The organism is Gillisella vitis (assembly GCF_001541345.2).
GTDB lineage: Bacteria > Pseudomonadota > Alphaproteobacteria > Rhizobiales > Rhizobiaceae > Allorhizobium > Allorhizobium vitis.
The window spans coordinates 746,996-772,377 of sequence record NZ_LMVL02000002.1; the positions used below are offsets into that span (position 1 = coordinate 746,996).

General features: G+C 59.4%; 20 protein-coding genes and 1 tRNA gene. 15 read left to right on the plus strand and 6 right to left on the minus strand.

Annotation, left to right across the window (positions count from 1 at the left end):
• Positions 1 to 151: 151 nt before the first annotated feature.
• The gene (locus ASB66_RS08370) at positions 152 to 5,254 is read left to right on the plus strand and encodes a RecQ family ATP-dependent DNA helicase (RefSeq protein ID WP_060719279.1); all 5,103 of its coding nucleotides are present in this window, start codon (positions 152 to 154) and stop codon (positions 5,252 to 5,254) included.
• Positions 5,255 to 5,852: 598 nt separating this feature from the next.
• Here the strand turns inward: ASB66_RS08370 and ASB66_RS08375 are convergent.
• Together ASB66_RS08375 and darT are read right to left on the minus strand one after the other, a co-directional pair.
• Complete coding sequence (locus ASB66_RS08375) at positions 5,853 to 7,325, minus strand: macro domain-containing protein (protein WP_060719194.1); 1,473 nt, start codon at positions 7,323 to 7,325, stop codon at positions 5,853 to 5,855.
• Positions 7,326 to 7,328: 3 nt separating this feature from the next.
• Positions 7,329 to 8,660 (minus strand): type II toxin-antitoxin system toxin DNA ADP-ribosyl transferase DarT, encoded by a 1,332-nt coding sequence (darT, locus tag ASB66_RS08380; RefSeq protein WP_060719193.1) that lies wholly within the window; start codon positions 8,658 to 8,660, stop codon positions 7,329 to 7,331.
• 261 nt (positions 8,661 to 8,921) lie between these two features.
• Between darT and ASB66_RS08385 the strand changes: the two genes are divergently transcribed.
• The 3 genes from ASB66_RS08385 (at position 8,922) to ASB66_RS08395 (ending at position 12,945) form a co-directional block, all read left to right on the plus strand.
• On the plus strand, positions 8,922 to 11,294 hold the full coding sequence (locus ASB66_RS08385) for a DEAD/DEAH box helicase (RefSeq protein ID WP_234612766.1): 2,373 nt from the start codon (positions 8,922 to 8,924) through the stop codon (positions 11,292 to 11,294).
• 206 nt (positions 11,295 to 11,500) lie between these two features.
• A complete protein-coding gene (locus tag ASB66_RS26435) occupies positions 11,501 to 11,779 on the plus strand; it encodes a hypothetical protein (RefSeq protein ID WP_171430974.1) in 279 nt (92 codons plus the stop codon).
• Between the two features lie 542 nt (positions 11,780 to 12,321).
• Positions 12,322 to 12,945, plus strand: coding sequence for a HEPN domain-containing protein (locus ASB66_RS08395; RefSeq protein ID WP_197433265.1), 624 nt, complete (start codon positions 12,322 to 12,324; stop codon positions 12,943 to 12,945).
• Here ASB66_RS08395 and ASB66_RS08400 read toward each other — a convergent pair.
• Positions 12,942 to 13,394, minus strand: coding sequence for a very short patch repair endonuclease (locus ASB66_RS08400; protein WP_060719190.1), 453 nt, complete (start codon positions 13,392 to 13,394; stop codon positions 12,942 to 12,944). The two genes, ASB66_RS08395 and ASB66_RS08400, sit on opposite strands and share 4 nt — an antisense overlap.
• 61 nt (positions 13,395 to 13,455) lie before the next feature.
• Between ASB66_RS08400 and ASB66_RS08405 the strand changes: the two genes are divergently transcribed.
• A complete protein-coding gene (locus tag ASB66_RS08405; protein ID WP_060719189.1) occupies positions 13,456 to 14,247 on the plus strand; it encodes an HNH endonuclease in 792 nt (263 codons plus the stop codon).
• Here the strand turns inward: ASB66_RS08405 and ASB66_RS08410 are convergent, their stop codons facing one another.
• Positions 14,248 to 15,219 (minus strand): DNA cytosine methyltransferase, encoded by a 972-nt coding sequence (locus ASB66_RS08410; RefSeq protein WP_060719188.1) that lies wholly within the window; start codon positions 15,217 to 15,219, stop codon positions 14,248 to 14,250. It lies immediately after the preceding gene.
• A gap of 433 nt (positions 15,220 to 15,652) precedes the next feature.
• Here ASB66_RS08410 and ASB66_RS08420 point away from each other — a divergent pair, with 433 nt between their 5' ends.
• From ASB66_RS08420 to ASB66_RS08445, 7 genes are all read left to right on the plus strand, one after another.
• Positions 15,653 to 17,278, plus strand: a complete 1,626-nt coding sequence (locus tag ASB66_RS08420) for a protein rep (RefSeq protein ID WP_234823922.1) — start codon at positions 15,653 to 15,655, stop codon at positions 17,276 to 17,278.
• 247 nt (positions 17,279 to 17,525) lie between these two features.
• Entirely contained in the window at positions 17,526 to 17,780 is a 255-nt protein-coding gene (locus ASB66_RS26440) for a hypothetical protein (RefSeq protein ID WP_060719186.1), read from the plus strand.
• 143 nt (positions 17,781 to 17,923) lie between these two features.
• The gene (locus tag ASB66_RS26445) at positions 17,924 to 18,202 is read left to right on the plus strand and encodes an Ig domain-containing protein (protein WP_197433266.1); all 279 of its coding nucleotides are present in this window, start codon (positions 17,924 to 17,926) and stop codon (positions 18,200 to 18,202) included.
• A gap of 7 nt (positions 18,203 to 18,209) precedes the next feature.
• The gene (locus ASB66_RS08430; protein WP_060719184.1) at positions 18,210 to 18,785 is read left to right on the plus strand and encodes a plasmid recombination protein; all 576 of its coding nucleotides are present in this window, start codon (positions 18,210 to 18,212) and stop codon (positions 18,783 to 18,785) included.
• A gap of 183 nt (positions 18,786 to 18,968) precedes the next feature.
• Positions 18,969 to 19,202 carry a MerR family transcriptional regulator gene (locus ASB66_RS08435; protein WP_060719183.1) on the plus strand — a complete coding sequence of 78 codons (234 nt, stop codon included), beginning with the start codon at positions 18,969 to 18,971 and terminating at the stop codon, positions 19,200 to 19,202.
• On the plus strand, positions 19,199 to 19,393 hold the full coding sequence (locus ASB66_RS08440) for a hypothetical protein (RefSeq protein ID WP_060719182.1): 195 nt from the start codon (positions 19,199 to 19,201) through the stop codon (positions 19,391 to 19,393). The genes ASB66_RS08435 and ASB66_RS08440 overlap by 4 nt, the downstream gene beginning before the upstream one ends.
• Positions 19,377 to 20,408 carry a site-specific integrase gene (locus ASB66_RS08445; RefSeq protein ID WP_060719181.1) on the plus strand — a complete coding sequence of 344 codons (1,032 nt, stop codon included), beginning with the start codon at positions 19,377 to 19,379 and terminating at the stop codon, positions 20,406 to 20,408. Before ASB66_RS08440 ends, ASB66_RS08445 begins: the two co-directional genes overlap by 17 nt.
• 59 nt (positions 20,409 to 20,467) lie before the next feature.
• Here the strand turns inward: ASB66_RS08445 and ASB66_RS08450 are convergent.
• A tRNA-Gln gene (locus tag ASB66_RS08450) sits at positions 20,468 to 20,541 on the minus strand.
• A gap of 308 nt (positions 20,542 to 20,849) precedes the next feature.
• Here ASB66_RS08450 and ASB66_RS08455 point away from each other — a divergent pair.
• The 3 genes from ASB66_RS08455 to ASB66_RS08465 all read left to right on the plus strand — a co-directional run bounded on the left by ASB66_RS08455 (position 20,850) and on the right by ASB66_RS08465 (position 23,920).
• Positions 20,850 to 22,652 carry a Ppx/GppA phosphatase family protein gene (locus ASB66_RS08455; protein WP_060719180.1) on the plus strand — a complete coding sequence of 601 codons (1,803 nt, stop codon included), beginning with the start codon at positions 20,850 to 20,852 and terminating at the stop codon, positions 22,650 to 22,652.
• An 86-nt stretch (positions 22,653 to 22,738) separates the two neighbouring features.
• On the plus strand, positions 22,739 to 23,524 hold the full coding sequence (locus ASB66_RS08460; protein WP_015915050.1) for an RlmE family RNA methyltransferase: 786 nt from the start codon (positions 22,739 to 22,741) through the stop codon (positions 23,522 to 23,524).
• Positions 23,525 to 23,536: 12 nt separating this feature from the next.
• Positions 23,537 to 23,920 carry a VOC family protein gene (locus ASB66_RS08465; RefSeq protein ID WP_060719179.1) on the plus strand — a complete coding sequence of 128 codons (384 nt, stop codon included), beginning with the start codon at positions 23,537 to 23,539 and terminating at the stop codon, positions 23,918 to 23,920.
• Between the two features lie 17 nt (positions 23,921 to 23,937).
• On the opposite strand, the gene ASB66_RS08470 is transcribed toward ASB66_RS08465, so the two are convergent.
• A complete protein-coding gene (locus ASB66_RS08470) occupies positions 23,938 to 25,305 on the minus strand; it encodes a putative bifunctional diguanylate cyclase/phosphodiesterase (protein WP_060719178.1) in 1,368 nt (455 codons plus the stop codon).
• Positions 25,306 to 25,382: the final 77 nt, after the last annotated feature.

Below are 25,382 nucleotides of genomic sequence, written 5' to 3' on the forward strand. Positions count from 1 at the left end.
CGCAGATTTTGTCAGGTCACATTACGGAACTGACTTGTACACGTGGCCATCCGGCAAAGTTCTTGTGTGCTACAACTTGAACGTTGACCTTTCGCCAAACACACGATCATGATCGCTTATCGTTTCATGACGTGAATAAAACTTGATGCATATGGCTGAGCCTTTCCAACTCCTGCTGCAGAGTTGCGTTTCGATCGACTTGGAAGTTGATCCTGCAACCGCAAGCATCTTCGCTTTTGCAGCAGTGCGAGATGATACTCGTCCCGCCATCTTGGCAAAAAAGCGCGATCTCGTGAAAGCCCTCGACCGCCTGGAGGCAGAAGCAACCGAGGGCGTGCATCTGCTCGGCCACAACATACTTCGGCATGACTTGCCTCATTTGTTTGCCGTGCGGCCTGGGCTGGCGAATGTCCTGCGATCACCGATAGACACTTTATGGCTCAATCCCCTCGCATTTCCGCGCAATCCCTATCATCACCTGGTCAAGCATTACCATGACGGGCGTCTGCAGGCGGGTCATGTCAACGATCCTGAACTGGATGCGCGACTGGTGTTTCAGGTGCTGCGCAATCAACTGGCGGCTTTGACGCAGCAGAACGCCGACGAGCCCGATGCCGTTGCAGCCTTTCATTTCCTTGCGACGAGAATGGAGAATTCAGGTGGGTTCGACGCAGTGTTTCGGGAGGTTCGCGGGGCTCCCGCGCCCGATCCTCTTGCGGCACAAGAAGCGATTTTCCGGCTTCTGGTGGGTCGCGCCTGCGAGAGAAGGCTTGAGCAGACGCTGGACCGCCTTTCTAATCCTCAGCTCGGTTGGCCGATGGCCTATGCTTTGTCCTGGATCCTGGTCGCGGGCGGGGATTCCGTTATGCCGCCCTGGGTGCGGGCGCAGTTCCGCGAGGCTTCCCTAATCGTGCGGTACTTGCGCGACGCCAATTGCAAAAGCCCGGATTGCACCTGGTGTAGCGAGAGGAACGACCCGGTGCGCGCGCTGTCGCGCTGGTTCGGGTTCTATGCTTTCCGCGCCGAACCCGTCGATGACATGGGTCGCCCCCTCCAGGAGCGGATCGTCGATGAGACGATGCGCGGGGCAAGTGTTCTCGGCATTCTGCCGACCGGCACCGGCAAATCGGTCTGCTATCAGATTCCCGCCCTCTCGAAGTTCGACAAGACCGGCGCACTGACGGTGGTGATCTCGCCGCTGGTCGCATTGATGGCCGATCAGGTTCAGGGCATGGCACGGGCAGGGATATCCTCTGCCGTGACCGTTAATGGCATGCTTTCGATGCCCGAGCGTCAGGATGCACTGGATCGTGTCCGCATGGGAGAGGCTGCGATGCTGCTGATCTCACCTGAGCAGTTGCGCAGCAACTCGGTGAGATCGGTCCTGGCACAGCGCGAGATCGGACTCTGGGTGTTGGACGAAGCGCATTGCGTGTCGAAGTGGGGCCACGATTTCCGACCTGACTACCGATATGTTAGCCGCTTCATCAAGGAATCTTCTGGCGATGAAACGCCCGCTCAGGTGCTCTGCCTGACTGCCACCGCCAAGCCAGAAGTGGTGCGGGACATACGAGATCATTTCAAGTCACGGCTTGGACGCGAACTTTTGCTGCTGGACGGTGGCGCAGTGCGCACCAATCTCAGTTTCGAGGTCCGGGCAACGCAGCGCGGCACCAAGTTGGCGGACATCCTCGATGTGATCGAGACCAAGCTACCACAGGAGGGCGCTTCCGGTGCCGTGGTCTACTGCGCCACCCGAAGTGAGACACAGCGAGTAGCCGAGTTCCTCAAGCAGCAGGGTCTGTCCGCGGAACGGTTCCATGCCGGGCTGACGTCTGAGGAAAAGCGTGACATTCAGGAGCGATTTCGCGTCGGCGAGCTGCGAATTATTGCTGCGACCAACGCTTTCGGCATGGGGATCGACAAGCCCGATATCCGATTGGTGGTCCATGGCGACATTCCCGGATCACTGGAGAACTATCTTCAGGAAGCGGGGCGAGCGGGCCGTGACCGTGCCCATGCCAATTGCGTGCTGCTCTTCACTGAGGAGGACGTCGAGCGCCAGTTTTCGCTTTCGGCACGCTCGCGTCTGGCCCGGCACGAAATCGGCGCGATCCTGAAGGCCCTGCGGCGGCTTGACGAGCGGTCCAAAAAGACCGGCACAGTCGTTGCCACGTCGGGCGAAGTCGTGCGAGCTGAACGCGATCAGGAATTCGAGCGCGACACCAACACCGACGACACCAGGGTGAAGACCGCGGTGTCATGGCTGGAGGAAGCCACGCTGCTGAGCCGCGAGGAGAACAAGGTTCAGGTCTTCCCTTCATCGCTCAGGATCCGCAATCTGGAGGAAGCCGAGGCGATTTTGGCCAGGGCCGCGATCACCGGCACCCGTCGCAAGCAGCTCCTGGATATCACGCGCCATTTGATGAATGCGCCGCCCGATCAGGGCATTTCCACCGACGAGCTGGCCGGGATCAGTGGATTCACAGGTGGTATGCTGAACAAGGCGCTGGCCGATCTTGAGGCGCTCGGGATCGCCCGCAACGACGTTGTGGTCACGATATTTGTCCATGTTGCGGTGGATGGTCATTCGCAGCAGCGTCTGGCGCAGGCCGCGCGGCTTGAAACGGCGCTGATTGCCCTGATGCGGGAGGCCGCCCCGGATGCTGAAGGCGCCGGAGACATTCCCTTGCATCTGGCTGAAACCTGCCAGGCGCTCCGCAATCAGGGGCACAGCGCAGTGCGGCCCGACATCGTGGAGAAGCTCTTGCGTAGCATGGGCCGCGACGGGCGCGATCAGGATGGTGGTAAGGGAAATCTGCGGCTGCGCAAGGCTTCGCGCAACACGTTGATGGTCACGCTGCAACGGTCTTGGCAGGCGTTGGAACAGACAGCAATCCTGCGGCAGCAGGGGGCAGAACGATTGCTAGGGCACCTTCTGGGCAAGTTGCCGAAGGGTAGCCGCGGCAAGGACCTCCAGGTCGAGACCACGATGGGTGACCTGCTCGCCACCCTGACAGGAGACGCGCTGCTGCGCGGCAGCGGCATTCAGGACATGACAAGACTGATGGAGCGCGCACTCCTGTGGCTGCACGAGCAGGAGGTTGTGACCCTCGGCAAGGGACTGACTATTTTCCGGCAGGCGATGACGGTTCATTTGAACCCTTCGGGCGGCCAGTTCACCGTAAAGGATTTCACACCCCTGGAGGATCACTACACGGAGCAGACCATCCAGACCCATGTGATGGCGGCCTATGCAGAAAAGGGCCTTGCCGCGATGGAGCAGGCGCTGCGGCTGTCCGAGGATTACTTTGTGCTAGACGGCGACGCCTTTCTGCGCCGCTGGATGCCCGGCAAGGGCGGTGAGATCCGGCGTCGAACCACCGGCACCTCCTGGAAAGCAATCGTTGAGGCGTTGAAGAACCCGGTTCAGCAGGAAATCGTCGCTGACGACCGGGACCAGACAAATGTCCTCGTCCTGGCCGGACCGGGTTCGGGCAAGACGCGCGTTCTGGTGCATCGCATCGCCTACCTGATCCGTGTTCGCCGCGAGGATCCCCGCGGCATCCTGGTGCTGACCTACAACCGCCATGCCGCCGCCGAGATACGTATCCGGCTGCGGCACCTGATCGGCGATGATGCGGCTGCCGTGACCATATCCACTTGCCACGCGCTTGCGATGCGTTTGGTCGGTGCGAGCTTTGCCGGAACTGCGAGCGAGACGTCCCACGACTTCGACGGGATCGTTTTGGAAGCCGTGCGCCAGTTGAACGGCGAAGGACTGAGCAAACCGGAGGCAGAGGCACAACGTGATACCCTGATTCAAGGCTATCGCTGGATTCTGGTGGACGAGTATCAGGACATTGGCCCGGAGGAGTATGCGCTGATTTCCGCCGTCGCGGGACGCTCGTTGGACGATAAGGAGCTTCGGCTCAGCCTGTTTGCGGTGGGCGACGACGATCAGAACATCTACGCATTCGCCGGGGCATCCATCCGCTTCATCCGCCAGTTCGAGGTCGACTATAGCGCTCGACCGATGTTCCTAGTCGAGAACTATCGCTCGACTGGACACATCGTTGCGGCGGCCAATGCAGTCATCGCGCCAGCCGCCGCCCGTATGAAGGCCGGCCACGACATCGCCATCGATCGCAAGCGCAGCAAGGCGCCGCCCGGCGGAGAGATGGAGGCGCTCGATCCGGTGGCCCGTGGGCGTGTGCAAGTGCTGGACTGCCCATCGGGTGATGTGGCACAGGCGATAACAGCGATCGATGAACTCGTGCGACTATCGAACCTTGATCCGGAGTGGAGTTGGTCGCGCGCCGCGGTCATTGCTCGCGACTGGCGGCGTTTGGCTCCGGTGCGAGCCTATGCCGAAACGCTGGGCATTCCGGTGGAGATGGCAAATGAGAGCCTGCCGAGCATCTGGCGTTTGCGCGAAATGCAGCAGTTCATCGACGTCCTGCGCCGCGATACTACACGCCTGTTGGGCGTCCGCGATCTGGTGGATGTGCTGAACGCGATACCGGCCAACCGCTGGACGGACCTGATCGCCGAAGGCATCGCCGCGCTGGCCAAAGAGCTCGCGAACAAAACCATGCCCGTACCTGACCTCGTCGAGTGGTTCGCTGAGTGGACCCATGATGCGCGCGGGGATCAGCGCGCGTTGCTGCTGCTGACGGCGCATCGATCGAAAGGCCTGGAGTTCGACGCTGTTGTCATCCTGAATGGCGGTTGGGACAGGCCCTCTAAGGGTGAGGATCCCGATGCGCCGCGCCGACTCTTTTATGTCGCCATGACCAGAGCGCGACGTAGCCTTGCCATCCTTGCCGAAGGACAGCATCCGTTCGTCCCGCACGGCGAAGAGCATGTGCTGCGCCGCGCCGCGCCAACCATCTCTGCTGCGGCCGATTTTCCGTCTGCGCTATACCAAGTGCCTAACCTCAAGACCGTAGACTTGTCGTGGGCCGGGCGTCTCAAGCCGGATCATCCCTCGCTTGTCGCAATCTCGACGGCAAAAGTAGGAGATCCGATTCAGATCGTGCGCGACGGCCCCATCTGGAAGATGCAGGACGCTCGGGGACAAATTCTCGGACGCATGGCCAAAAGTTGGTTACCTCCCGAGGGACACAATTTCCTCCGCGGCGAGGTTGGCGCCATCGTGCGCTGGCGCAAGGCAGACAGTCAGGAAGAGTTCCGGGTGCACCTTCATCGAGATGTTTGGGAAGTGGTTGTGCCTGAGCTTGTGTTCGGCTGATAGCTTGCTCGTCACAAACGTGATTATTTTGACATTGCGCGATGCGTGTCATCCCACAATTCGTGGACAATGACAAAGCATCATGCTTGACCCCGGTTGAGGCCTTCGCGTTTACAGCAAAACGTCTTCTTCCCGCGCGGTACACTGGAAATCCTCAGCCTGCTGTCGGCCCCAACACTTTAGTTGGTCGCGGCGCTTTTTGAGGGAGCTGAACAGGGTCCCCAGCCATCTTCTACAGACCTCTGGACGCTCAAGGAATCGGGAGAACGTCACGTAGTTTCTGACTCAAGATTGCGCCAAGTGGCTGCAAAGACGTCACTTTTTCTGGCGAGGAATGCCGGATATTGAGCGAACGGAATATGTCCAAAAATGGCTTGCCTGGGGACCTTGGATTCTCACATGATTTCAATGGCTTAGTGTAAAAGCATTGAAATTCCCTCTGTTTTCCAATTGCGAGCGACCGTGGATGCCACCTTTGTGCCCTGGCTTTGGGCATCAGTCAACTGGACGGTCTAACGGCAATAATCTCCGCTTTCGGGCCTCATGTTTGCGGCGAGGCGGCCAAAAGGCTCACGGCAGTTTTGCGCCTCCATTGCGGTCATTCGGGATCGAGCTCGCGATCCCTGAAACCTGCCGTTGGCTCAATCGCGTCGCTAATCTTGTATGTCGTGAAACCCAGCTCAATCAAATGTTGCCGGTCAGCATCGCTGACATTAGGAGATAATCTGACTGTCAGATCCACCTGGATAGAAGAAAGCTGTGCCAAGAGATCAAAAATCTCGAATCGTCTCGTCTCAGTGCCTTGGTGAAGCGTCAGCGTAAGGATGTCACTGGGTAACAATGCGTCATCGCTTGTGGATATCTTTGGAGTTTCGGCAAGCGCACTCGACAGCCTAACGACGGCGTCATTGCCTGACGCTGATGCCGCGCTGTCCTTTCCGATGAGGAAATCGATATTGGGTGCGCCTTCCTCGCTGCGTCTGCCGATGGGGCGTGCTCCCGCGCGTCCCAGTGCATCGCGCATAGCGGCCGGCGTCGTCTCGTAGCGGACATAGGAAATCGTCGTTTGCCCCCACTTAGCGAGCCCGTTGCTTGCAAGCCATTCAGGTTCCGGATCGGACAAAAGGAGCGCTTCAGCGTTCTGCCGCAGCATATTCATCGTCTGCGCAAAAAGCTGCCGGCTCCACTTCCCGTTGGCCGGCGCCGCGGATGCAAGGCTCAGCGACCCGGCTCCATTCCGGCCGGCCTGCTTCGCCAAAACTTTGCGAGTGAGGACGCCGAAAGGCAGCAACATCACGACGTCGACGCCTTGCCTTAGGAAAATCCTTGCTAAGTCTTCGCTGACGCGAGTACCATAAACCAGCGCGACGGTCTTGCCGGCGGCCGAACGCTTCAGTTCAGCCGCGATCGCCTCCAGGGCCTGCAATTCACGCTCACCGGGACTGCGTGAGGGCAGCATCCCGATCCAACGCCGCGACAGCGCTTCCGTACCTCCCAGAACATAAAGCGGGCCGGGCGCCTCCAAGGCTGGCAGGCTGCCGCGTTGGACAAGCTCGTAGCCGAGCTGTTCGGCACTCTTCCGTTCGTCCTCGTTCGGCTGCTCAGTCGCTGTGCGGCCAGCCTGACGCGACGCTGCAGGTTCGAAGACAAGCACATGGGCATCGACGCCATCAAGCTTGTCGCCGATCATACGCGACACGCGATCCCAGTCCAGACCGCCATGTCCGCAGCCCAATGCGGGGAGCGCGACAGTCACCGGACCGAACCCGTCCAGATAGCAGCGCAGATCGTCCAGGCCAGCGGCAATGTCTTCGTAGCGCGATGGTTCGCGCCAGTCGCGCTTGGTCGGAAAATTGATGATCCAGTCCCCCGTCAGGGACTTCCAGACGTGCATTTTCCCAGGGATAACGCGACCATCCTTGCAGTCGCGTTGATACTCCTTGAACATTTCTGGATAGCGCTGCTTGAACGCCAGAGCGACACCAGCTCCCATCACGCCAACGCAGTTGACCGTGTTGACGCGTATATCCGCGGGAGAATCGAACATGTCGCCTTTAACAAACTCAAGCATGACCTACTCTTCTATCGCCTTTACGCAGCGTCGATATAACATATCCGCCTTGTCCTCGTCCCACCAATGCGGGACTAAGGCGCTGACGTCCGCCTTAGCGATCGCGAACAGCATATCCAGTTCCGCCACGTCGTCCACGACATCAAGGATCTGCTGTTCGTCGCGTCCTTGCCCGAGGACATCGCCTACGAGGTCATGATAGCATACAAGCTTCATCAATCTTCTCGCAGACGGCAAGCTGACGCTGCCAACATGCTTGGTCAGGATCTCGGCCATCATCGGCATCGCGCCAACAGGATGGTCGGGGTCGACCTTCTGCAGTCCGCCATTGCCGTCCCAACGCGAGCGCGGCCCCTTGCCGATATCGTGCAAATAGGCCGCGATCTCGATCAGCATCTGCTTTTTCTCGTCGAGCGAATTATATTCATCGAGTGCCAGAAGCCGGGCGACCACCTCCTTCGTGTGGACATCAACCGTGCGTTTATGCACGCCGTTCTCCGAGCGCAGTTCAACCAGTTCGGCAGTATGCGGTAGACATCCGAAATCGGCCCGGAGACCTTCGCGCAGGCGCCTCAAGTTTTTGAACTCCGCAGTATCTACATGATCGCCGCCATGCTCCTCGACATAGGCGCACGCAGCCTCGAAAATGTTTGCGATCTCGCCGGGTCCCTTCACGACGCTGCTCTTTCCACCGCTCGCGAAATTCGTAAACCAGTGAGGTCGGTTCCATGGGTCTTGAAACTCGATGGGCGGAAACGGCTTGGTGCCCACAATAGCTTCGACACGCTTCTTGGTCTCTTTGCTCCACACGATGCAGCGCGCCGCGGCAGTCACGGGCAATTGGCCGTGGATGAGCAGCTCCGCCATGCGCCTGTGGCGATAGTCCTCGTCAGGATTCCCCCACTTTTTGCTGTCGATCGCGGCCCAGTCAAGTTGTGCGAGATCCGCCGGATCGTGGTAGAAATTCGGTGCGACCGTCGTATTCGCAGACGCGCCGGTGAAGATTGCATCCGCACGTTCGATTAAGGCGATGGGAAACTCAAAATAGAGAATGTCGTATTGATCGACATTCTTGGCATTCACGACGCCCAGCAGCATCGGGCTTACCGAGCCGAAATAGAAGGGCACATAGTCATGGACGCAGCCCTTTGGCCCGCATGACACCTTCATCTGCGCTCGGCGGCCCTGGATACCCTCCGCCGCGATCGAGCGATGCTTTATGGGAAACTGCGCATGATTGTTCGCCAGGAAGCCGTGCTGCAGTAATCCGGGCAAATTATCAATATGGGAAAAATGATACACGTAGCGATGCGCGTGCTCGGCAGGAATTGGCATGGATGCCCCCGTTAAAACCCCAATTCGCGTCCCGCATGCTTCTCGCCCGAAGCTTCGCGACGCTGGCGAGCGATATGGTGCTCGATCACCGAAATTACAACCTGTCTTGCGACTACAACCGAGAGTGAAGCGCGCCGGGCTTGGCAGTAGATTATTCGCCGTCTCTCGCTCTGGTTGAAACCTTGACCGCAAGCGCTTAGATTCTCTTAGTCCTACAAGATGCAGCGCACGAAATGGCTGCCGTCACACGGGGGGGGTATGATGAGCATGTTCGAGGACTGGAGGGGCAGACTCACGCTGCCGCCCTTGTCGGCGCTTCGGGTGAAGATCGGGCGCAATGCCGTCCGGCAGGTCGTGTTCCGCGGGGCCACAACACGCGCCCGCATCTTCCTCAACGACATGCCAGGTCACGACCTCGTCAAGACCGAACTAAAACCGCCCTACGACCAGCTCTATATCCGCCGCAAAGGCGCGAAGCACCGTAAGACGGATCTGCCTGTGCTCACGGCCGACCTGGCACGTGACGCAGCCATCCCCGAGACGTTGACCGTGCAGTGGGACGTGGTGGAAGCGCTTACCCAGCGTGTCGACACACCAGAAAAGCTGCTGACCACGTGGGAGAACCAGTTCTTCTTCCGGCTGGAAGGTCCAAACGACGAGCCCGGCCTGCGCCTTCCGCAGATCGGCGCGCTTCATGCCATTGCCGCCCACTTCGCCGTGGGCGACACGTTCGAGCCGGCGACGGTCGTCTTGCCGACGGGGACCGGCAAGACCGAGACCATGCTTGCCGCCCAGGTCTATCTTCGACCGGCCCGTACGCTGGTGCTGGTGTCGGGCGTGCCCCTTCGTGACCAGATAGAGGATAAGTTCGCAACCCTCGGCTATCTGCCGACGGCGCAAGCGATTCCAGTCGAGTTGTTCGGACCGCGGGTGGCGCTGATCTCCGGCGGCATCCGAAGCGTCAATGAGGCCGAAGAGCTTTTAAGGAGCGCGAACATCATCATCGCGCTGCCGAACTCACTGGCGGCGTCCGACACCGACGCCGTTGCGACACTCGCCGCTGGGTGCTCGCACCTCTTCGTCGATGAGGCGCACCACATAACCGCGCGGACTTGGCGCTCGGTCCGCGACCGCTTCAGTGGCGGGAAGGTCATTCAATTTACGGCGACGCCGTTCCGCCGGGACGACCAGCGCGTAGATGGCAAGATCATCTTTAACTACAAACTCGGGGACGCCCAGCGCGCCGACTACTACAAGAAGATCAACCTCAGGACCGTTGAGGAGTATGGCGACCAAGAAGCGCGCGACGAAGTCGTCGCCCGCGCGGCCATTGAGGCCCTGCGACGGGATGTCAATGAGCAGAAGCTTGACCACATTCTGATGGCGCGCACCGAAACGCAGGCACGGGCTGACGCTCTCGCCAAAATCTACGAACGGCTCGCCCCCGAATTTGCTCCGGTGAAGGTCTATTCCGACCGGCCGGACAGCCAGAACCGCGCGGCGTTGGCAGCGCTCCGCGACCGCAAGAACACCGGCTCGCGCATCGTAATTTGCGTCAATATGCTCGGCGAGGGCTTCGATTTCTCGCAGCTCAAGCTTGCGGCGCTGCATGACACGCACAAGTCGCTCGCTATCACGCTCCAGTTCATCGGTCGCTTCACGCGCAAAGGGCCTAAGGACGTGGGCGACGCGACCGTCGTCACGAATATCGCGGACCCCGGCGCGGAGAAGAAGCTCGCCTCGCTCTACGCGGAGGGCGCGGATTGGGACCTGTTGATCCGCCGTCTCAGTGAGGAGCGCATCGACGATGAACTCCGTCTGCAGAACGTCATCGAACAATTGAAACTGAACGGTACGCTTGCAGCGGAGCTCTCGCTCTGGAACCTCCGCCCAGCCATCTCGACTCAGTTCTACAGAACGAAGTGCAAAGATTGGACTCCGCTCGAATACGCTGGCGTCCTGCCGGCCGCTGCCGAGACCTGGTATGCCCTCGACGATAAGGATAGACTCCTCGTTGCGGTGGTCGCACAGACGGAAGAGGTCAAGTGGGGCGATTACCAGAACGTCGTGAACACCCTCTATGACCTCGTAATCGCGCGTTGGGAAAAGGACGAGGGCGTGCTGTCCATTTACGCCAGCGATTACGATCGGATGCGCACTGAGCGCATGGCGAAAGTTATTGCGGGCGATGACGTCGAGCTTTTCAGCGGCGACGCCATCTTCAACATTCTGAACGGAGTGGAGCTGCCCCTCGTAAAGAATCTCGGTTCACGCCGTGTTGGCGCGATCAGCTTCACGACATACTTCGGGACAAACGTTACCGAAGGCCTTGGGCACATCGACAAGTCCGAGGCCGAGCTCAACAACATCGCCTGTGTCGGGTACGAGGACGGCGACCGAGTCCTTTGGGGTGGAGCAAAGCGTCGTGGCAAGGTCTGGCAGCAACGGACGTCCGGTTCGGTCGCGGATTGGGTCGCCTGGACGAAGTCGACATGGGACAAGGTCACGTCGGACGACGACGACGTGAAAAACATCATCAAAGGCTTCCTCAAACCTATCAAACTGACTGCTCCGCATACGTCGCATGCCATCTCTGCAACGTCGAACAGCGCTTCTGCCCGGCCGCTGAAATAGGCCTTCATTGCCTTTTCGTGGTTGAGGGCATTTGGGCTGATATCGAACTGATGCATCAGCATTCGAATTCCATCCTGGAAGCCACGGGTGTTGGCCTCATGAAGCAGTTCGAGATAGTTCGATCTGACGGCGAAGACATGTGAGGCAGGGACACCGTTTTCGAGCAGGTATCTGTATCCGCTGCAGCCTTGCTCCAACGTCAGTTTGTGGCGGATGCCAAACATGGCGAGCAGCTTGTATGCCCAGCCATTCTCCAGATCGAGTTCCAGTTCCTCGACGTCAGCCGGGCGGCCATAGCGTCTGGCGACGATCGAGACGTCTTCGAGATGCAAGAGCATCACGTCCCGTTCATGTTCGCAAAGCTTTTGGAGCTGCGCCTTCGACATCGGTTCCTTCGATTTCATCTTCAGTTCGGCCATCAGCGTGTTGAGCTTTCTGCCGATGACTTCAGCCTTTTTATGATCGGAACAGTGAAGGCTCAGTGAAAGCCGGCTGCCCGGTTGGCACCGCGCGAAAGAAGCGGGAACACGTGCGCGCCAGTAAAAGATGTTGCCGCGGCGAATAAGGTTTTCGACGTCGTGGCGGACCGCCATGGGATAGTTGCCCTTGCCTGCCACCGGCGATGTCGCAGCGCTTGTCGCGCGTGGGCATCACCTGTGGGCTACAGTTCTGGGCATCAGGTCGCCAATGATGCCAAAACGATATCTGGCGCGACTGGAAAATCAAGGAATTAAGGGCTTTTAGGGAGAATTGGCTGGGGAACCTGGAGCCGGACGACCGTCCCTAAAACATGTTTACTTTCAATCTGTTGCTCAATGTCACGTCAACAATGTGGGGGTGGTTTGTGGGGTTGTCAACAATTAGGTGGGCGGTCCGAACGATCGTCATTCGTGACGCGGAAGGAGTTTAATAATCCAAGCCGTGTAACTTGGAATTGCGAAGGTCGCTGAAGCCGTATTGGGCAGTCGGCGGTGAGAAACAGAGAGGGAAAATGCCGTCAGCAGCGTTTCGTAAGTTCGAGGGTCCCATGATGAAAGACGTCGACCGGATCATCGCCACCCATGCGTCAATTCAGAACGGTGGACCAGGCAACATGGGACTGGGCCATCTCACCAGAGGAGGGGTATTGTTGCTGTGTGCGGCATGGGAACTGTATATCGAGGAAGTACTTATAGAGACTGTCGAACGATGCATTGAAAGAAGCCCGTCGCCTGACAATCTTCCAGCTCCCGTCCAGAGAACGATTTCGGACTATGTACGATCTTCGAAGCATAACCTGAAACCTCTGGCCATGGCGGGGGATGGCTGGAAGACTATCTACCTGGAAATTGCGCGTGAATGGGTCGTCGCTCTGAATACTCCTAAGAAGCACAACATTGATCAGGGCTTCCATTCAATTGTCGGAATTGCAGACCTGTCGAACTGTTGGACGCTTGGTCCGGCTGCAATCAACAATTTCGTCGAAGCACGGGGCGATGTTGCGCATCGTGGGTCTGACGCTGGGAACATCCATATGAATGTTCTCAGGGACACTTATAAAGTTCAGGTGACCCGCTGCGCTATCGAGACGGACAATGCTCTTACAACTTTCGTCCGGGGAGCGTTCGTTCCACACAGTTATCCTTGGAACCGAAAGGCACTGCCCGACTAAGTTGTCGGCGGGTGTTCGGAAGTTGCCGGCCCGCTAGGACCCAGGAACTCTTGAAGCCGTTCAAGCACCTCGGCCGGCCGCCGTGTCTCACAATCCCACACAACCATAACTCGCCATCCGAGTGCCTCCAGGGCCTCGGTGCTTTCAGTATCCCGTTCAACGTTCCGGGCAAGCTTGGGCACCCAGTACTCCAGCCGCGACTTCGGCATCGCGGCGTCTTTGCAGTCGGGGTCGGGGTGGCGATGCCAGAAGCAGCCATGGACCTGGACGATGGCCATTCGTGACGGAAACACAATGTCTGGCTTGCCCGGCAGATCCTTCCGGTGAACCCGGAACCTGTAGCCGGCCGCGTGCAACATGCGCCGCACTGCTATCTCCGGCTTCGTATTCGTGCTCCGGATCTTGGCCATGTTGGCACTCCGGGCGTCTCGCGAAATCTTGTCTGCCATATCGGATCTATCGCGACTCACTTCATTTCGCTAACCATGTTCCCGAACAGCGGGAGCAGGCATGGCCAAGATACCGGGCCTCACGGCCATCCACGAACAGATTCTGGGGGTCCTGAGGGAACATCCCGAAGGACTCACCATCCATGAAATACGGGATGCAATACCCAATATTGGTATCCAGCAGCATCTCGACAAGCGTGTCCGCGACCTTCGGTATTACTACGAAGTCCCGCTAGTCTCCCGAAGAGGCAAGTCGGTGTACGTCCTCGGCGCCGCGCGGGCCGATAATGCTTCTGAAACGGGACGAATCACGTCGAAGGTCCGGGCGGCCGTTCTCCATAAAGCTCATGGCCGGTGCCAGATGTGCGGACGCACGGTAGCCGATGACGGAATCAAGCTCCAGGTCGATCACCGGATTCCTCGGAACTGGGGCGGCACCGATGACATCGACAACCTCTGGGCTCTATGTGAGCTCTGCAACAGCGGCAAGCGTGACTTCTTCGCGACGTTCGACGACGACGTGATGAAGGCGATTATGGCGAAGGAGAGTGTCTACGAACGTATCGCCGAAACTCTCCGCCTTCATTTAGGATCGCCGACGCCGTCGTGGCTGCTGGAGTTCATCGCGAATGCCGACGACTGGCAAGAAGATTGGCAGAAGCGGCTCCGGGAGCTTCGGTATCCGCCGATCGGCCTGAAGATAAGAGCTTCAAGGATGCGCAACGAAGCGGGCCGATGGACGTCGGCCTACACGCTCGATGAATGGAAAGATCTGCCGGCGGACCACAAGTTCATGATCAAGGAGCACGAGAGGATGACACGGAAGCAACGTGATCAGGCTGAATCAGACTGACTACGCGGACAACGCTGACACAGAGACGGAGGTACGGCGCTCTAGGCAGACCGCGATCTGCTCCGCGACGGCCTGCGCGACTGGTGGTGGGAAGGCGTTTCCAACTTGACGGTAGGCAGCGGTCTTGCGTCCGTGAAACTGCCACGCGTCATCGAATCCTTGAATCCTGGCCGCCATACGGACCGTGAGCCGAGGCATCCCGACGTAGTCCTTATCGGGCGCCGCGTCGGCGATAGTCCGGCCATCGACGCCGAGCGATGCCCAAGCCTTCTTAGCCCTCGTCGGACCGAGATCAGGACCGCCATGCTTCTTGGAGCCGCCGACGAGAGTAGGGGCGATCTCGTCTGCATGTTCTGCCCACTTGCGTGCACCTCTCCAACCATTTGCCGCCATTAGGTCTACTAAGGTCTGTCCGACCGTCGGGGCATTGTGTGGATTGGGTGCCGGCCAATCGAACGAATCCTTGATCGCGTGACGCAAGGCAACGATGACGACCCTCGGCCGGAGCTGCGGCACCCCGTAATCAGAAGCGTTGAGAAGACGCCACTGGGCTTCGTAACCGAGCTTGTGAAGCTCGCCCTTGATGAACCCCCTGTAGTCCTCGAACACGGCGTCAAGGAAACCACGGACGTTCTCGATCATGATCGCCTGAGGACGGATCTCGTCCACGAGGCGAATTGCCGCCGGGAACAGATTCCTTTCGTCGTCCTTCCCGAGTTGCTTGCCAGCTACGGAAAATGGGGGGCATGGCAGCCCGCCGGCAAGGACGTCGACACCCTTGTAGGCGGAGCCAGAGAACACGTTGAGATCATCCTCGTGGACAGTCCATTCCGGGCGATTCAAGCGAAGGGTCTTGCAGCAGTCGGCGTCGATCTCCACGACGCCCGCGTGACCAAAGCCAGCGCGTTCCAGCCCTCTGGCCTGCCCACCTGCGCCGGCGCAGACTTCCAAGGATGTGTATCGCGATGACATTTGGAGTTCCTTATATCGAGAACATTTAGAGAACACGCTGCGGATATCAGACTGTCGCGCCGACGTCAAACCGCCTTGTGACCCTGAACTAGCGAGCGCCCAATGCCTACTGCCGCGATAGAACTTCCACAGAGAAGTTCAGAATGGGCCTTTATACTTGCCTCGGGCTGGAGCTTGACCGGATCACGCCGCCGATCAAGCATGGAAAAAGCCGCTGTCACTGGGCTGGAACCCTCGGCGGCTTTTTTGGAGACTGTTCAAGAATGTTGAACATAAGCACCGAGATTGTAAAGCCCCGTTTCACGGGCGTTTGAGCCGGGGGGTCGGATATGACCCCTTCGACGTCGAGCCGAACTTTACCCAGCCAGCCAAAAATGTTGACGAAGTCCCGCAGGGCATAGGCGAACGTGCTGCTGCCTCGCGGCGTCCCGTCGTGAAGACCCATAACCATGTCATGGAAGCGAACACGGGGTGGATGCTGCCCGCCGACTCCTGGGCACGGCGCACGATGGCGACGTCGAGGCTGATGCAGCAGAATGATCGGCTCGCCGACGCCCTCCAGCGAGCGGGTGAAGACGTGATCCGGCCTGGCGGTCTGACGCTGATTTCAGCCGTCACGAATATTGTCGAAACGCAACGCACCTTCCGCGCCGTTCGATTCCTGCCAGTCGTCGCCGCCCGCGACAGGAGGCCGACGGTGAACGGCTTGAAGCTGTTCATCCACGAGCACCCGAATTCGCGTTATTTCCGTTACGCGGTCATGACCTGCGCCGAGCCGGTCCCCGCCTTCGGAGACCTCCGGGGCGCCGTTCAAGAGCTGTCGCGGCGGATATCGAAGTGGGGACACGAGATCGGCAAGTGCTACGACATCGAAGTCCTGTACCGGGGCATTGAGTTCACTCGCTCGACGGCCCGCGAGCGCGACGCCGCCGCAGCCGAACGGGGGCAAGAGTCTGACCTGTCGGCGCGGTACGGTGCGGACACAGTGTTGTATCACGTGCATGCGAACGTGTTGTACTGGCCGAAGCGCAACATCGATAAGTTGTGGCTGGACTTTCTCCGGTACACGAAGCAGTTCATGGGCGCGCATTGGCGTGACAACGAGCGTCTCGGAAATGTCGAGGAGATCGTCAAGTATTGTAGCAAACCAGCGGACACGCTCGCGGCGTCGGACGACGAACTCGTCTGGCTGTATCGGCAGACGCAGCGGCTGAAGATCTGCCAGCCGATGGGTGAGTTCCGGCGCTGGCTCCGGGAGCTCAAGACGCAGCGGAAGAAGATCGCCCGAGTCCATTACGGACGCGGAGACGGCAAGCTCATGCGCGTCAAGAAGGGCAGGCGCGGTGGAAACCAGGAAGAGGCCGCCGACGAGGACGGCAACCTCATCGAAGACGACGAGGCGAACGAGGATGGCCATGGCGACGACGCCGAGGACGCCCATGAGGTTCCAAAAGCGCGGGAGCGGACGGGCGCCGCCGTTCCGCCGTCGAATCTCGTCATCGGCCTGAGCCTGCCTCAGTGGCGGCATTCGCCGTTGGCAGAACCGATGATCATGATCCAGAACTATGACCCGGCAGCGGCGTTCGGAGAGGACGGCGGGGATATCCAGGCGTGGCAGCGGCAGGCGCGGCAGTGGTGGGACGACGCGTTCGCTCCGCCACCGGAGGAGGCGCTGCGCGTGGCGAGGATGGCGCTTGATGCCTCCATGTCGTCGAACGAGATATGCGAGGCCGCCGAAGCGGCCTGCTATATCGTTCACACATGTAGCTCAACTGTCCGAGACGCATCGGAAGAACCGCCGCCCGACGATTCCGAAGTGCCGCTTGAAGAGCTGGACGACGAGATTCGAGAGGTCGTCCAGCTCTTCCCCGGCGCGAGGATCGTGAAATTCGGAGATGAACACGACGAAATCCCGTTCGAAGCGCCCGGCGTCGCGGCGCGGTGGGCGAAGATGCGGGCGGACCTCGCCGTGAGCGCCGTCAGGCTGCTCGAACGGCGGGCGTCGCTCGCCCATGCTTCGGGCCGGTCCTCGGAGCACGGTTGCCGCGCAGCGGCGTGACGTCGGGTAACCGTCGTCACCACGACATAACGTGATTTCACGTTATGTCTCGTCGTCCTCCCGGACGGCGACGAGGCCCTGCCAGGCGCCGCGCGAGCGCCCCTCGGGAGAGGCCCACGGCAGTGTCCCCCGGAAGGGCCGGTGCTAACGCCAGTTAGCAGTAGCCGGTTACTACCGTTGGACTTGTCCCTCTCTGCGCCGGCGCACACGATTTTTGAACTGGGACTTTCCCCGGCGGAGAATCATCATGCAAGAATACGAACGTCAGATACTCGTAACCAGCGAAGGCCCGGAGTTTCCTGCGAGGCTCAAGGTCATCCGGCTGCCGGCCTCGTGGTACGCCGTCGTATGGGAGCGGCCGGAACGGTACGCGACGTTCTCCCAAGACAGGACCGAGAAGAACGGCGGTCACGAGCATATGAGCGACGAGGCCTTCCTTGCACGTGTTCGGCTTGTAGCATCCTTCTCGTTCGGCATCGATTTCGAGTGGAGGGAGCAGTGATGCGTGGGGCTCCCCTCGTCCTTGCCGCGCTTCTCCTGTCGAGTGCGGCATCAGCGTCCGAGCCGTCCGTCGTGTGGCGGTCGTCGGCGTCGGGCTTGCTTGCTGCCCCGGCTCCGGCCAGCGAGGCACCTGCGACACCCCCCGTGACACCGTTCGCCGTCACATACGGCGGCAACCGGTTCGCCTGGAGCACGAGGGAATCCGTGCTGGTCATGCCGGACGTCGCCGGTGGCTCCGGGCGGTACGTCTATGCACTCGCGACGGCGACGCCGCTCCCGGCTGGCCTGTCCTTCAACAGCGCGACGGGCGTCTTCTCCGGCCACGTCCAAGTCGCCGGCGATTTCCAGTTCTCGATTCTCGTCTGGGACAGCGCGACGGGGGCCATGACGACGGCGGTTGCCCGGATCGTCGTGGTGAAGTGAGGGACGCATGGGCTATCAGTTCGTCCATCTCGAAAGCTTCTCCCGGAAGGGGGACGACAAGGGGCGCTCGACGTCCTTCATCTTCGCCGAGGCCCGTCGCGATCCTGCAGCCTCCGTCCACGTCGCGCATGCTGCGCCGCCGGTCGTCATTTACGGCGTCGGAGTGCCCGAGGTCGAAGCTCTGCACGATGCCGCTGCCGAGGCGGCCAGGACAGTTCCCAAGGCAGGTACGCCCCGCAAGCTCCGGCAGGACCACAAGACCCTGCACACGGTCATCGCGAGCCACCCCTACACCATGGATGAAGTCCGTGCGGACCCGGCGAAACGCGCCGAGGTCGAGGTGTGGGAAAAGCGAACGATCGCCTGGCTTCGTTCACAGTACGGAGACGATCTGAAGTCGGTCGTCCGTCACGAGGACGAGTCCCACTACCACGTTCATGCCTACGTCGTCCCGGCCGACGATCCTGAGATGCGTGCCTTGCAACATCATCCGGGCGTCGTGGCGAAGCGTAGACGCATGGCTCGACACGGACGCATTGATTACGGCGGCGGAGATCGTATCCGAGTTCGTCGTGAACAATGACCCTAACAGCGAATGCAGAAAAACGAGAAGGCTTCGAAATGAAGCTATTTTCAGTCTGCCTGTCTTGCTGCGCACGGTGCGAGACCGGTTGATTCCGGTCGAAACTCTCGTGATGAACTACGAGTTCGCCATAGGTGAGCCGGTGGAAAACTAGTCCACAATTCGTTTCGCAGAGTCGCCCCAGTGGCGACTCTTCTGTTTGATCTCATTGAACTGGATCTTTCCATGAAAAACGAAAATGACGATACCCTGGGTATCAAGGAAATCGCCGCAGAGCTGGGCTGCTCCACTCGCACCGTACGCCGTTACCACGCAAAGGGCCAGATCGCGACATTCAAAGCTGGCTCCAGCACCAGCCCGATCAAAATGAGCCGCGTCAACCTGCGCCTTCTCCAGAAAAAGAGGGGTAAAAGATGATGGCGAAACTTCAAGCAACTTGGCGCACGGTTGATATTAAGCGCGCTATCGATGGGGCAAGAGCCGGTGGCCTGAATGTGGGCCGGGTGGAGGTTGAAAACGGAAGGATCATTCTGATTTCAACGCAAGCGGTTCAAGCTGCTGAGACTGAATTGGACGTATGGGAGCGGGATCGTGCGCGTAAAGCTTAAGGGGCTGAATAAGGTCAAAAAGAAGCTGGCAGACGGAACGCCCGTTACATACTTCTACGCCTGGAAAGGTGGCCCGCCACTGCCCGGAAAGCCGGGTGATCCCGAATTTATGGCCGCATATAATGCGGCCATTTCTCGCAAGGTCGAGCCGCAAGCAGGAACGTTGCAATCGATACTGAATGCATTCCAGGTGAGTTCCGATTGGGATGATTTGGCACCGCGCACAAAGTCCGACTATGTGAAGCTGATCAAGGTGATCGAAAAAGAGTTCGGTACATTTCCAATTTCCGGCCTCAAGAACAGACGTGCAAAGTCAATCTTTCTCTCATGGCGGGATGAGCGGGCAAGGGCGTCTCGTCGTCAAGCTGATTATGGTTGGCAAGTTCTGGCGCGTATTCTCTCATGGGCGATTGGTCGCGGTCTCATCGAAGCGAACCCCTGTGAAAAGGGTGGGCGGCTCTATCAGGGTTCGCGGGCCGAATTTGTTTGGACGGGTGACGATGAAGCCAATTTCCTTGCATCTGCACCGCCGCACCTTCATTTGGCGCTAATACTTGCTCTTTGGACTGGGCAAAGGCAGGGCGACCTATTGGCCCTGACGTGGCCGCAATACGATGGTGAGCGGATTCGACTGAAGCAAGGAAAGACCGGGGCGCGGGTGGTGATACCTGTCGGCGGGCCGCTTAAGGCAATGCTTGACCCGATCCGGCAAAAGGTGGGCCATGTGCTTCTTACGCTTGATGGTACGCCATGGACTTCGGGCGGCTTTTCATCCTCATGGCGCAAAGCCTGCGCGGCGGCTGGCGTCGTCGGTGTAACGTTCAACGACCTACGAGGAACAGCCGTCACGCGCCTTGCGCTTGCCGGATGCACAGAAGCTGAAATCGCGACTATCAGCGGCCACAGCCTGCGCGACGTTCGCTCAATCCTTGATTCCAATTACCTGAACAGAGACCCAGAGCTTGGCGAAAACGCTATTCGGAAGCTCGAAGGGAGAACAAAGTTTCCCAACTGAGTTTCCAACTGACCATAAATGTTCTGAGAGAAAACGAGGGAATACGCTGTAAAAACAATTGGCTGGGGAACCTGGATTCGAACCAAGATTAACGGAGTCAGAGTCCGTCGTTCTACCGTTGAACTATTCCCCAGCAGGGGCGGCGTTGCCGTCTGATGGATGCGGCTTATAAACAAAAGCTGGTTGATTGCAACTGTCTTTTTGCAAAAAAGTGAACCTGTTCAAACAAATCGGCTTTGTAGCGGTTCCGCCCCTTGAGTGGCGTTGGTTTCGGTCTTCACTGACCGGAGAGGGAGGGGCTTAAAAAGCATTTGGAGAAGCTTGCCGGGCCTGCTACAATTTTACCAACGAAAATCTAAGGATCGCCAGCGGCATATTTGAAACGGACTTTCCTCTTGGATTTTCCCGATCAGACTTTGCGCGGCGCTATGGAAGACATCAGTGGTAGACCCTGGCAATGGCGGATTTCCGCCAGAAAACGGGGCGTCAACGTCAAACCGTACCGAGGGCAAGCCTTCGAGACGCGGTAGGGGTAAGCGGAAAGGCCGGAAATCCGGGCCGCCAGCCAGCCCCGTGACGCAAGACCGGACGGCTTTGGCCGAGCCGGATCGACGTCCCATACAACAAGATCAGCAGGCGGCCCAGCAGGCGCCGGGCCGAAAGCGTAAGCGTCGCAGGAAAGGCCGTGGCAATACCTTGCCGGGGCAGTGCCATGCAGCACCGCATCAGGGCGTGGAAACGCAAGGCGCAGCGGCCCCGGCTGAACGGCAGGCAGAGCACTCTCACCGCGATCAGGGCTCTGCAGGGCATGTGTCTCGCGAGGCAGGTTTATCCAATACTCAGGGGCATCATACCAAAGAACCTCCTATCCAGGGAAATGCCCTTGCTGGCGAAACCGGCGGTGCGGCCAAAAAATCCACCAGGAAGCGGCGTAAGAACCGGGGCCGGCAGAACGCCCAGGTGCGTCCCTTGCAGCCTGGCCGCAGTGTGGAAGCCAAGCCCGCCTCTGCCAGCTATTGCCCGCCTGCCGTGGAGAGCCAGAAGTCAGTTGCCGGCTCCGGCGAGGCTCCACATGGCCGCAGCCGCCATGGCCATGGTGGACATGGGCATGCCCATAGTGGACATGCGCATGGTGGACAGAGCCATCACCCACATCACGGACAGCATAAAGGGCATCATTCCAGCCATGGACCTTCCGACGACCATCCCGCCGATTTCTACGCGGCGCTTGATCTCGGCACCAATAATTGCCGGTTGTTGATTGCCCAGCCGACCCGGCCTGGCCAATTCCGGGTGGTGGATGCCTTTTCGCGCATCGTGCGTCTGGGCGAGGGGCTGGCTGCGACGGGGCGGCTCTCACAGGAGGCCATGGACCGCGCCATTGAGGCCTTGAAGGTCTGCGCCTCCAAACTGCATGGTGTGGAACTGCGCGGCAAGCGGTTGATCGCCACAGAGGCCTGCCGGGCCGCGGAGAACGGTGAGGCATTTCTGGAGCGGGTGCGGGCGGAGACCGGGCTTGAGCTGGAAATCATCAACCGCGAGACGGAGGCGCGGCTGGCGGTATCAGGTTGTTCCTCGCTGGTGGGACGCGAAACCCGTTCGGTCGTGCTGTTTGATATCGGCGGCGGTTCCTCGGAAATCGCGGTGATCCGCATTGGCGACAATCGCTCCAGCCGTCTCGCCAATCACATCACCCACTGGACCTCACTGCCGGTTGGCGTGGTCACGCTGTCGGAGCGCCATGGCGGGCGTGATGTTTCGCCCACGGTGTTCGAAGCGATGATTACCGAAGTGGCGGGCATGCTCGATCAATTCGATTGCCCCTCGGTCGAGGCGCTTGGTCATTCTGCGGCCGACGTCGATTTCCACCTGATCGGCACGTCCGGCACGGTGACGACACTGGCTGGCGTGCATCTCGATCTGCCGCGCTATGATCGCCGCCGGGTGGATGGGTTATGGTTGAGCGATGACGAGGTCTCAGCCATGCAGGCCAAGCTGCTGTCCTGGGATTATCAGAGCCGCGCCGCCAATCCCTGTATCGGCCCGGATCGGGCGGATCTGGTTCTGGCCGGTTGCGCCATTCTGGAAGCGATCCGCAGGCGTTGGCCCTCCAGCCGCATGCGCGTGGCGGATCGGGGCTTGAGAGAAGGGCTGTTGACCGACATGATGGCCGATGACGGTGTCTGGCGACGCAATCGCACGCGACGCCCGCCGGGCAGCCGGGATCGTGTCCCGCATTTGTGACCGGAAGTCATATTGAGACATAAAAGTGTTACAGCGGATCGAAGTGCGGATTTGCACAGGGCGCTGTCAGGAGTTGAGCAGCAAGCATGACCAAACCACCTATTGGCGGCAATCGCACCGGACGAAAACTGGGCCAGAAGGTCAAGAAGGGCAAGCTGAAAGCGTCTTCGCGGCGCTGGCTGGAGCGGCATATCAACGATCCCTATGTGCAGCGGGCCAAGCTGGAGGGTTATCGCGCCCGCGCGGCTTTCAAGCTGCTGGAAATCGATGAGAAGCACAATATTCTCAAAGGCGCCCGACGTATTATCGATCTGGGTGCTGCACCCGGCAGCTGGTCGCAGATTGCTGCCAATGTTACCGGGTCCACCGATAGTGACATCCGGGTTGCAGCCATCGACTTTCTGGAAATGACCCAATTGCCGGGCGTGAAGATCCTGCAACTCGACTTTCTCGACCCCCAGGCGCCCGCGCTGTTGATGGAAGCGGTGGGCGGCGTGCCGGATGTGGTGATTTCCGACATGGCGGCACCCACCACCGGCCACCAGAAGACCGACCACATTCGCACCATGCATCTCTGCGAAGTGGCCGCCTATTTCGCCGTGGAAGTGCTGGCCGAGGGCGGGCATTTCCTGGCGAAAACCTTTCAGGGTGGTACGGAAAAAGATCTGCTCAATATGCTCAAGCAGAATTTCAAGCAGGTCATCCACATCAAGCCCGCGTCATCACGTCAAGAATCGGTTGAAATGTTCCTGCTTGCCAAGGGTTTCAAGGGCAGGCGGTCCGGCAATGCGCTGGGTCATGAAGTGGAGGACGATGGTCCCATGCCGCATGATCCGCGTGAGGATGCAACGGCTGACGAGGATCAGGATTGAGCGGGGACGCCAATGTTGCTCTATATCACACTTGGCTCCAACGATTTGGAGCGATCCGGACGGTTTTATGATGCCTGCCTCGGCGCGCTTGGCTTCATCCGCCGGGTAACGGAAGAAGACGAAATCGGATACGGTGCATCCTCAGATGTGCGGTGCCGTCTTTGGCTCGTCAGTCCTTATGATGGCAGGGCCGCCAGCTTCGGCAATGGTTCCATGGTGGCGCTGGCAGCCGCTAGCCGGTCGGATGTAGAGGCTTTTTATGCGGCAGCATTGGCAAATGGCGGTTCAGATGAAGGAGCGCCGGGTCTGCGGCCCTTTCATGCGCATTTCTATGCCTGCTATGTCCGTGATCCCGATGGCAATAAATTATCGGCGGTCTGCGAGCAGCCGGAATAATGGGCGATTGCTTATACTCAATAGCCTGAAAACGGCCCCGTCTGCCTGCGAGCGGTGAAGTCGGAATATTGGCGCGATAGATAGCGCAGCGTGGCCATCGCATCGGCTGGCCTGCCGAAATAATAGCCTTGGCCCATGGTGCAGCCGAGGGCCAGGAGCCTGGTGGCTTCGCCAAGGGTTTCGATGCCTTCCGCCACCACTTGCAGCTTCAGGCCTTCGCACATGGTGATGATCGCCCGGACGATATGTTCGGAGGTGGTGTCAGTCGTGATCGCCGAGACGAAGGCCCGATCGATCTTGACCTTGTCGAAGGTGAATTCTCGCAGGCGGCCAAGGCTGGATTGGCCGGTGCCGAAATCGTCGAGCGAGATACGCACGCCTGCCGCGCGCAGTTCGGCGATGATCCGCCCGGCCATGTCGGCGGAACTCATCACAGCGGTCTCGGTAATTTCCAGTTCCAGCCGCGACGGGTCGAGGCCGACACTGTTGATGATCGACAGCGTGCGTGAGGCCGTGCCGGAATCGGTTAATTGCACCGAGGAAAGGTTGAAGGACAAAAACAGTTCTCGCGGCCATGTCAGTGCCGCTTCCGCAGCCTTGCGCAACAGGGTTTCCGACAGCGTGTCGATAAAGCCCCTATCCTCGGCCAGCGGCACGAAGATCGCTGGCGAAACAAAGCCGAGATCTGGGTCGATCCAGCGGGCCAGCGCTTCGAAACCCAGAACCTTGCCATCGACAAGCGAGACGATCGGCTGGAAATGCGTATCGACGGCATCGTTGATGATCGCATTGCGCAGCGCCTGCTCCAACTGGGTGGAGCGACGCATTTCCTGGGCAATTTCTCGCGAATAAACGGTTATCTGGCCGCGTCCGCGCCGTTTTGAGCGATAAAGAGCCGTCTCGGCGCTTTTCATCAGCGTTTCGACATCGTCGCCGGCAAAGGGAAAGATTGCAAAGCCCAGCGATGCCGAAAGCCGGACATTGCGGTCGCCGAGGTCATAGGGCGCCGATAGTACGTCCTTGATCAGATTGCCGATCCGCTCGGCGCTGATCTGTTCGAAAATCAGCGGCAGCACCACGGCAAACTCGTCACCATCGTGACGGGTAACAATGGCGCCATCGGGAATACAGGCCTTGAGACGATGGGCGACCTGACACAGGATCTCATCGCCCGCCAGCGACCCGAACAGGTCGTTAATTGGCTTGAAACCGTCGAGATTGACCAAAGCCACTGTAAAGGGTGCGGGATCGGCGGCGCGCTCCGCCGATAGGCTGCGGATTCGCTCCTGCAGCCTATGGTGATTGCCAAGCCCCGTCAGCGGATCGGTAAAAGCCTTGGCCTCTCCCTGATCGATGTCTGGCACTATGGTGTTGGCCGCACCCATTCATTATCCCAAAAAAAGTCATAGATCACGGAACTACCATGCGCATAAAAAATTAATAAAATTCTAGCGTTTAGCCG

What these genes read in the sequence shown, in the direction of transcription:
- ASB66_RS08370 (WP_060719279.1), top strand. Translation starts at nt 152, where the DNA reads ATGGCTGAGCCTTTCCAACTCCTGCTGCAGAGTTGCGTTTCGATCGAC.
- ASB66_RS08375 (WP_060719194.1), bottom strand. Translation starts at nt 7,325, where the DNA reads ATGCTTGAGTTTGTTAAAGGCGACATGTTCGATTCTCCCGCGGATATA.
- darT (WP_060719193.1), bottom strand. Translation starts at nt 8,660, where the DNA reads ATGCCAATTCCTGCCGAGCACGCGCATCGCTACGTGTATCATTTTTCC.
- ASB66_RS08385 (WP_234612766.1), top strand. Translation starts at nt 8,922, where the DNA reads ATGAGCATGTTCGAGGACTGGAGGGGCAGACTCACGCTGCCGCCCTTG.
- ASB66_RS08395 (WP_197433265.1), top strand. Translation starts at nt 12,322, where the DNA reads ATGATGAAAGACGTCGACCGGATCATCGCCACCCATGCGTCAATTCAG.
- ASB66_RS08400 (WP_060719190.1), bottom strand. Translation starts at nt 13,394, where the DNA reads ATGGCAGACAAGATTTCGCGAGACGCCCGGAGTGCCAACATGGCCAAG.
- ASB66_RS08405 (WP_060719189.1), top strand. Translation starts at nt 13,456, where the DNA reads ATGGCCAAGATACCGGGCCTCACGGCCATCCACGAACAGATTCTGGGG.
- ASB66_RS08410 (WP_060719188.1), bottom strand. Translation starts at nt 15,219, where the DNA reads ATGTCATCGCGATACACATCCTTGGAAGTCTGCGCCGGCGCAGGTGGG.
- ASB66_RS26440 (WP_060719186.1), top strand. Translation starts at nt 17,526, where the DNA reads ATGCAAGAATACGAACGTCAGATACTCGTAACCAGCGAAGGCCCGGAG.
- ASB66_RS08430 (WP_060719184.1), top strand. Translation starts at nt 18,210, where the DNA reads ATGGGCTATCAGTTCGTCCATCTCGAAAGCTTCTCCCGGAAGGGGGAC.
- ASB66_RS08440 (WP_060719182.1), top strand. Translation starts at nt 19,199, where the DNA reads ATGATGGCGAAACTTCAAGCAACTTGGCGCACGGTTGATATTAAGCGC.
- ASB66_RS08460 (WP_015915050.1), top strand. Translation starts at nt 22,739, where the DNA reads ATGACCAAACCACCTATTGGCGGCAATCGCACCGGACGAAAACTGGGC.
- ASB66_RS08465 (WP_060719179.1), top strand. Translation starts at nt 23,537, where the DNA reads ATGTTGCTCTATATCACACTTGGCTCCAACGATTTGGAGCGATCCGGA.
- ASB66_RS08470 (WP_060719178.1), bottom strand. Translation starts at nt 25,305, where the DNA reads ATGGGTGCGGCCAACACCATAGTGCCAGACATCGATCAGGGAGAGGCC.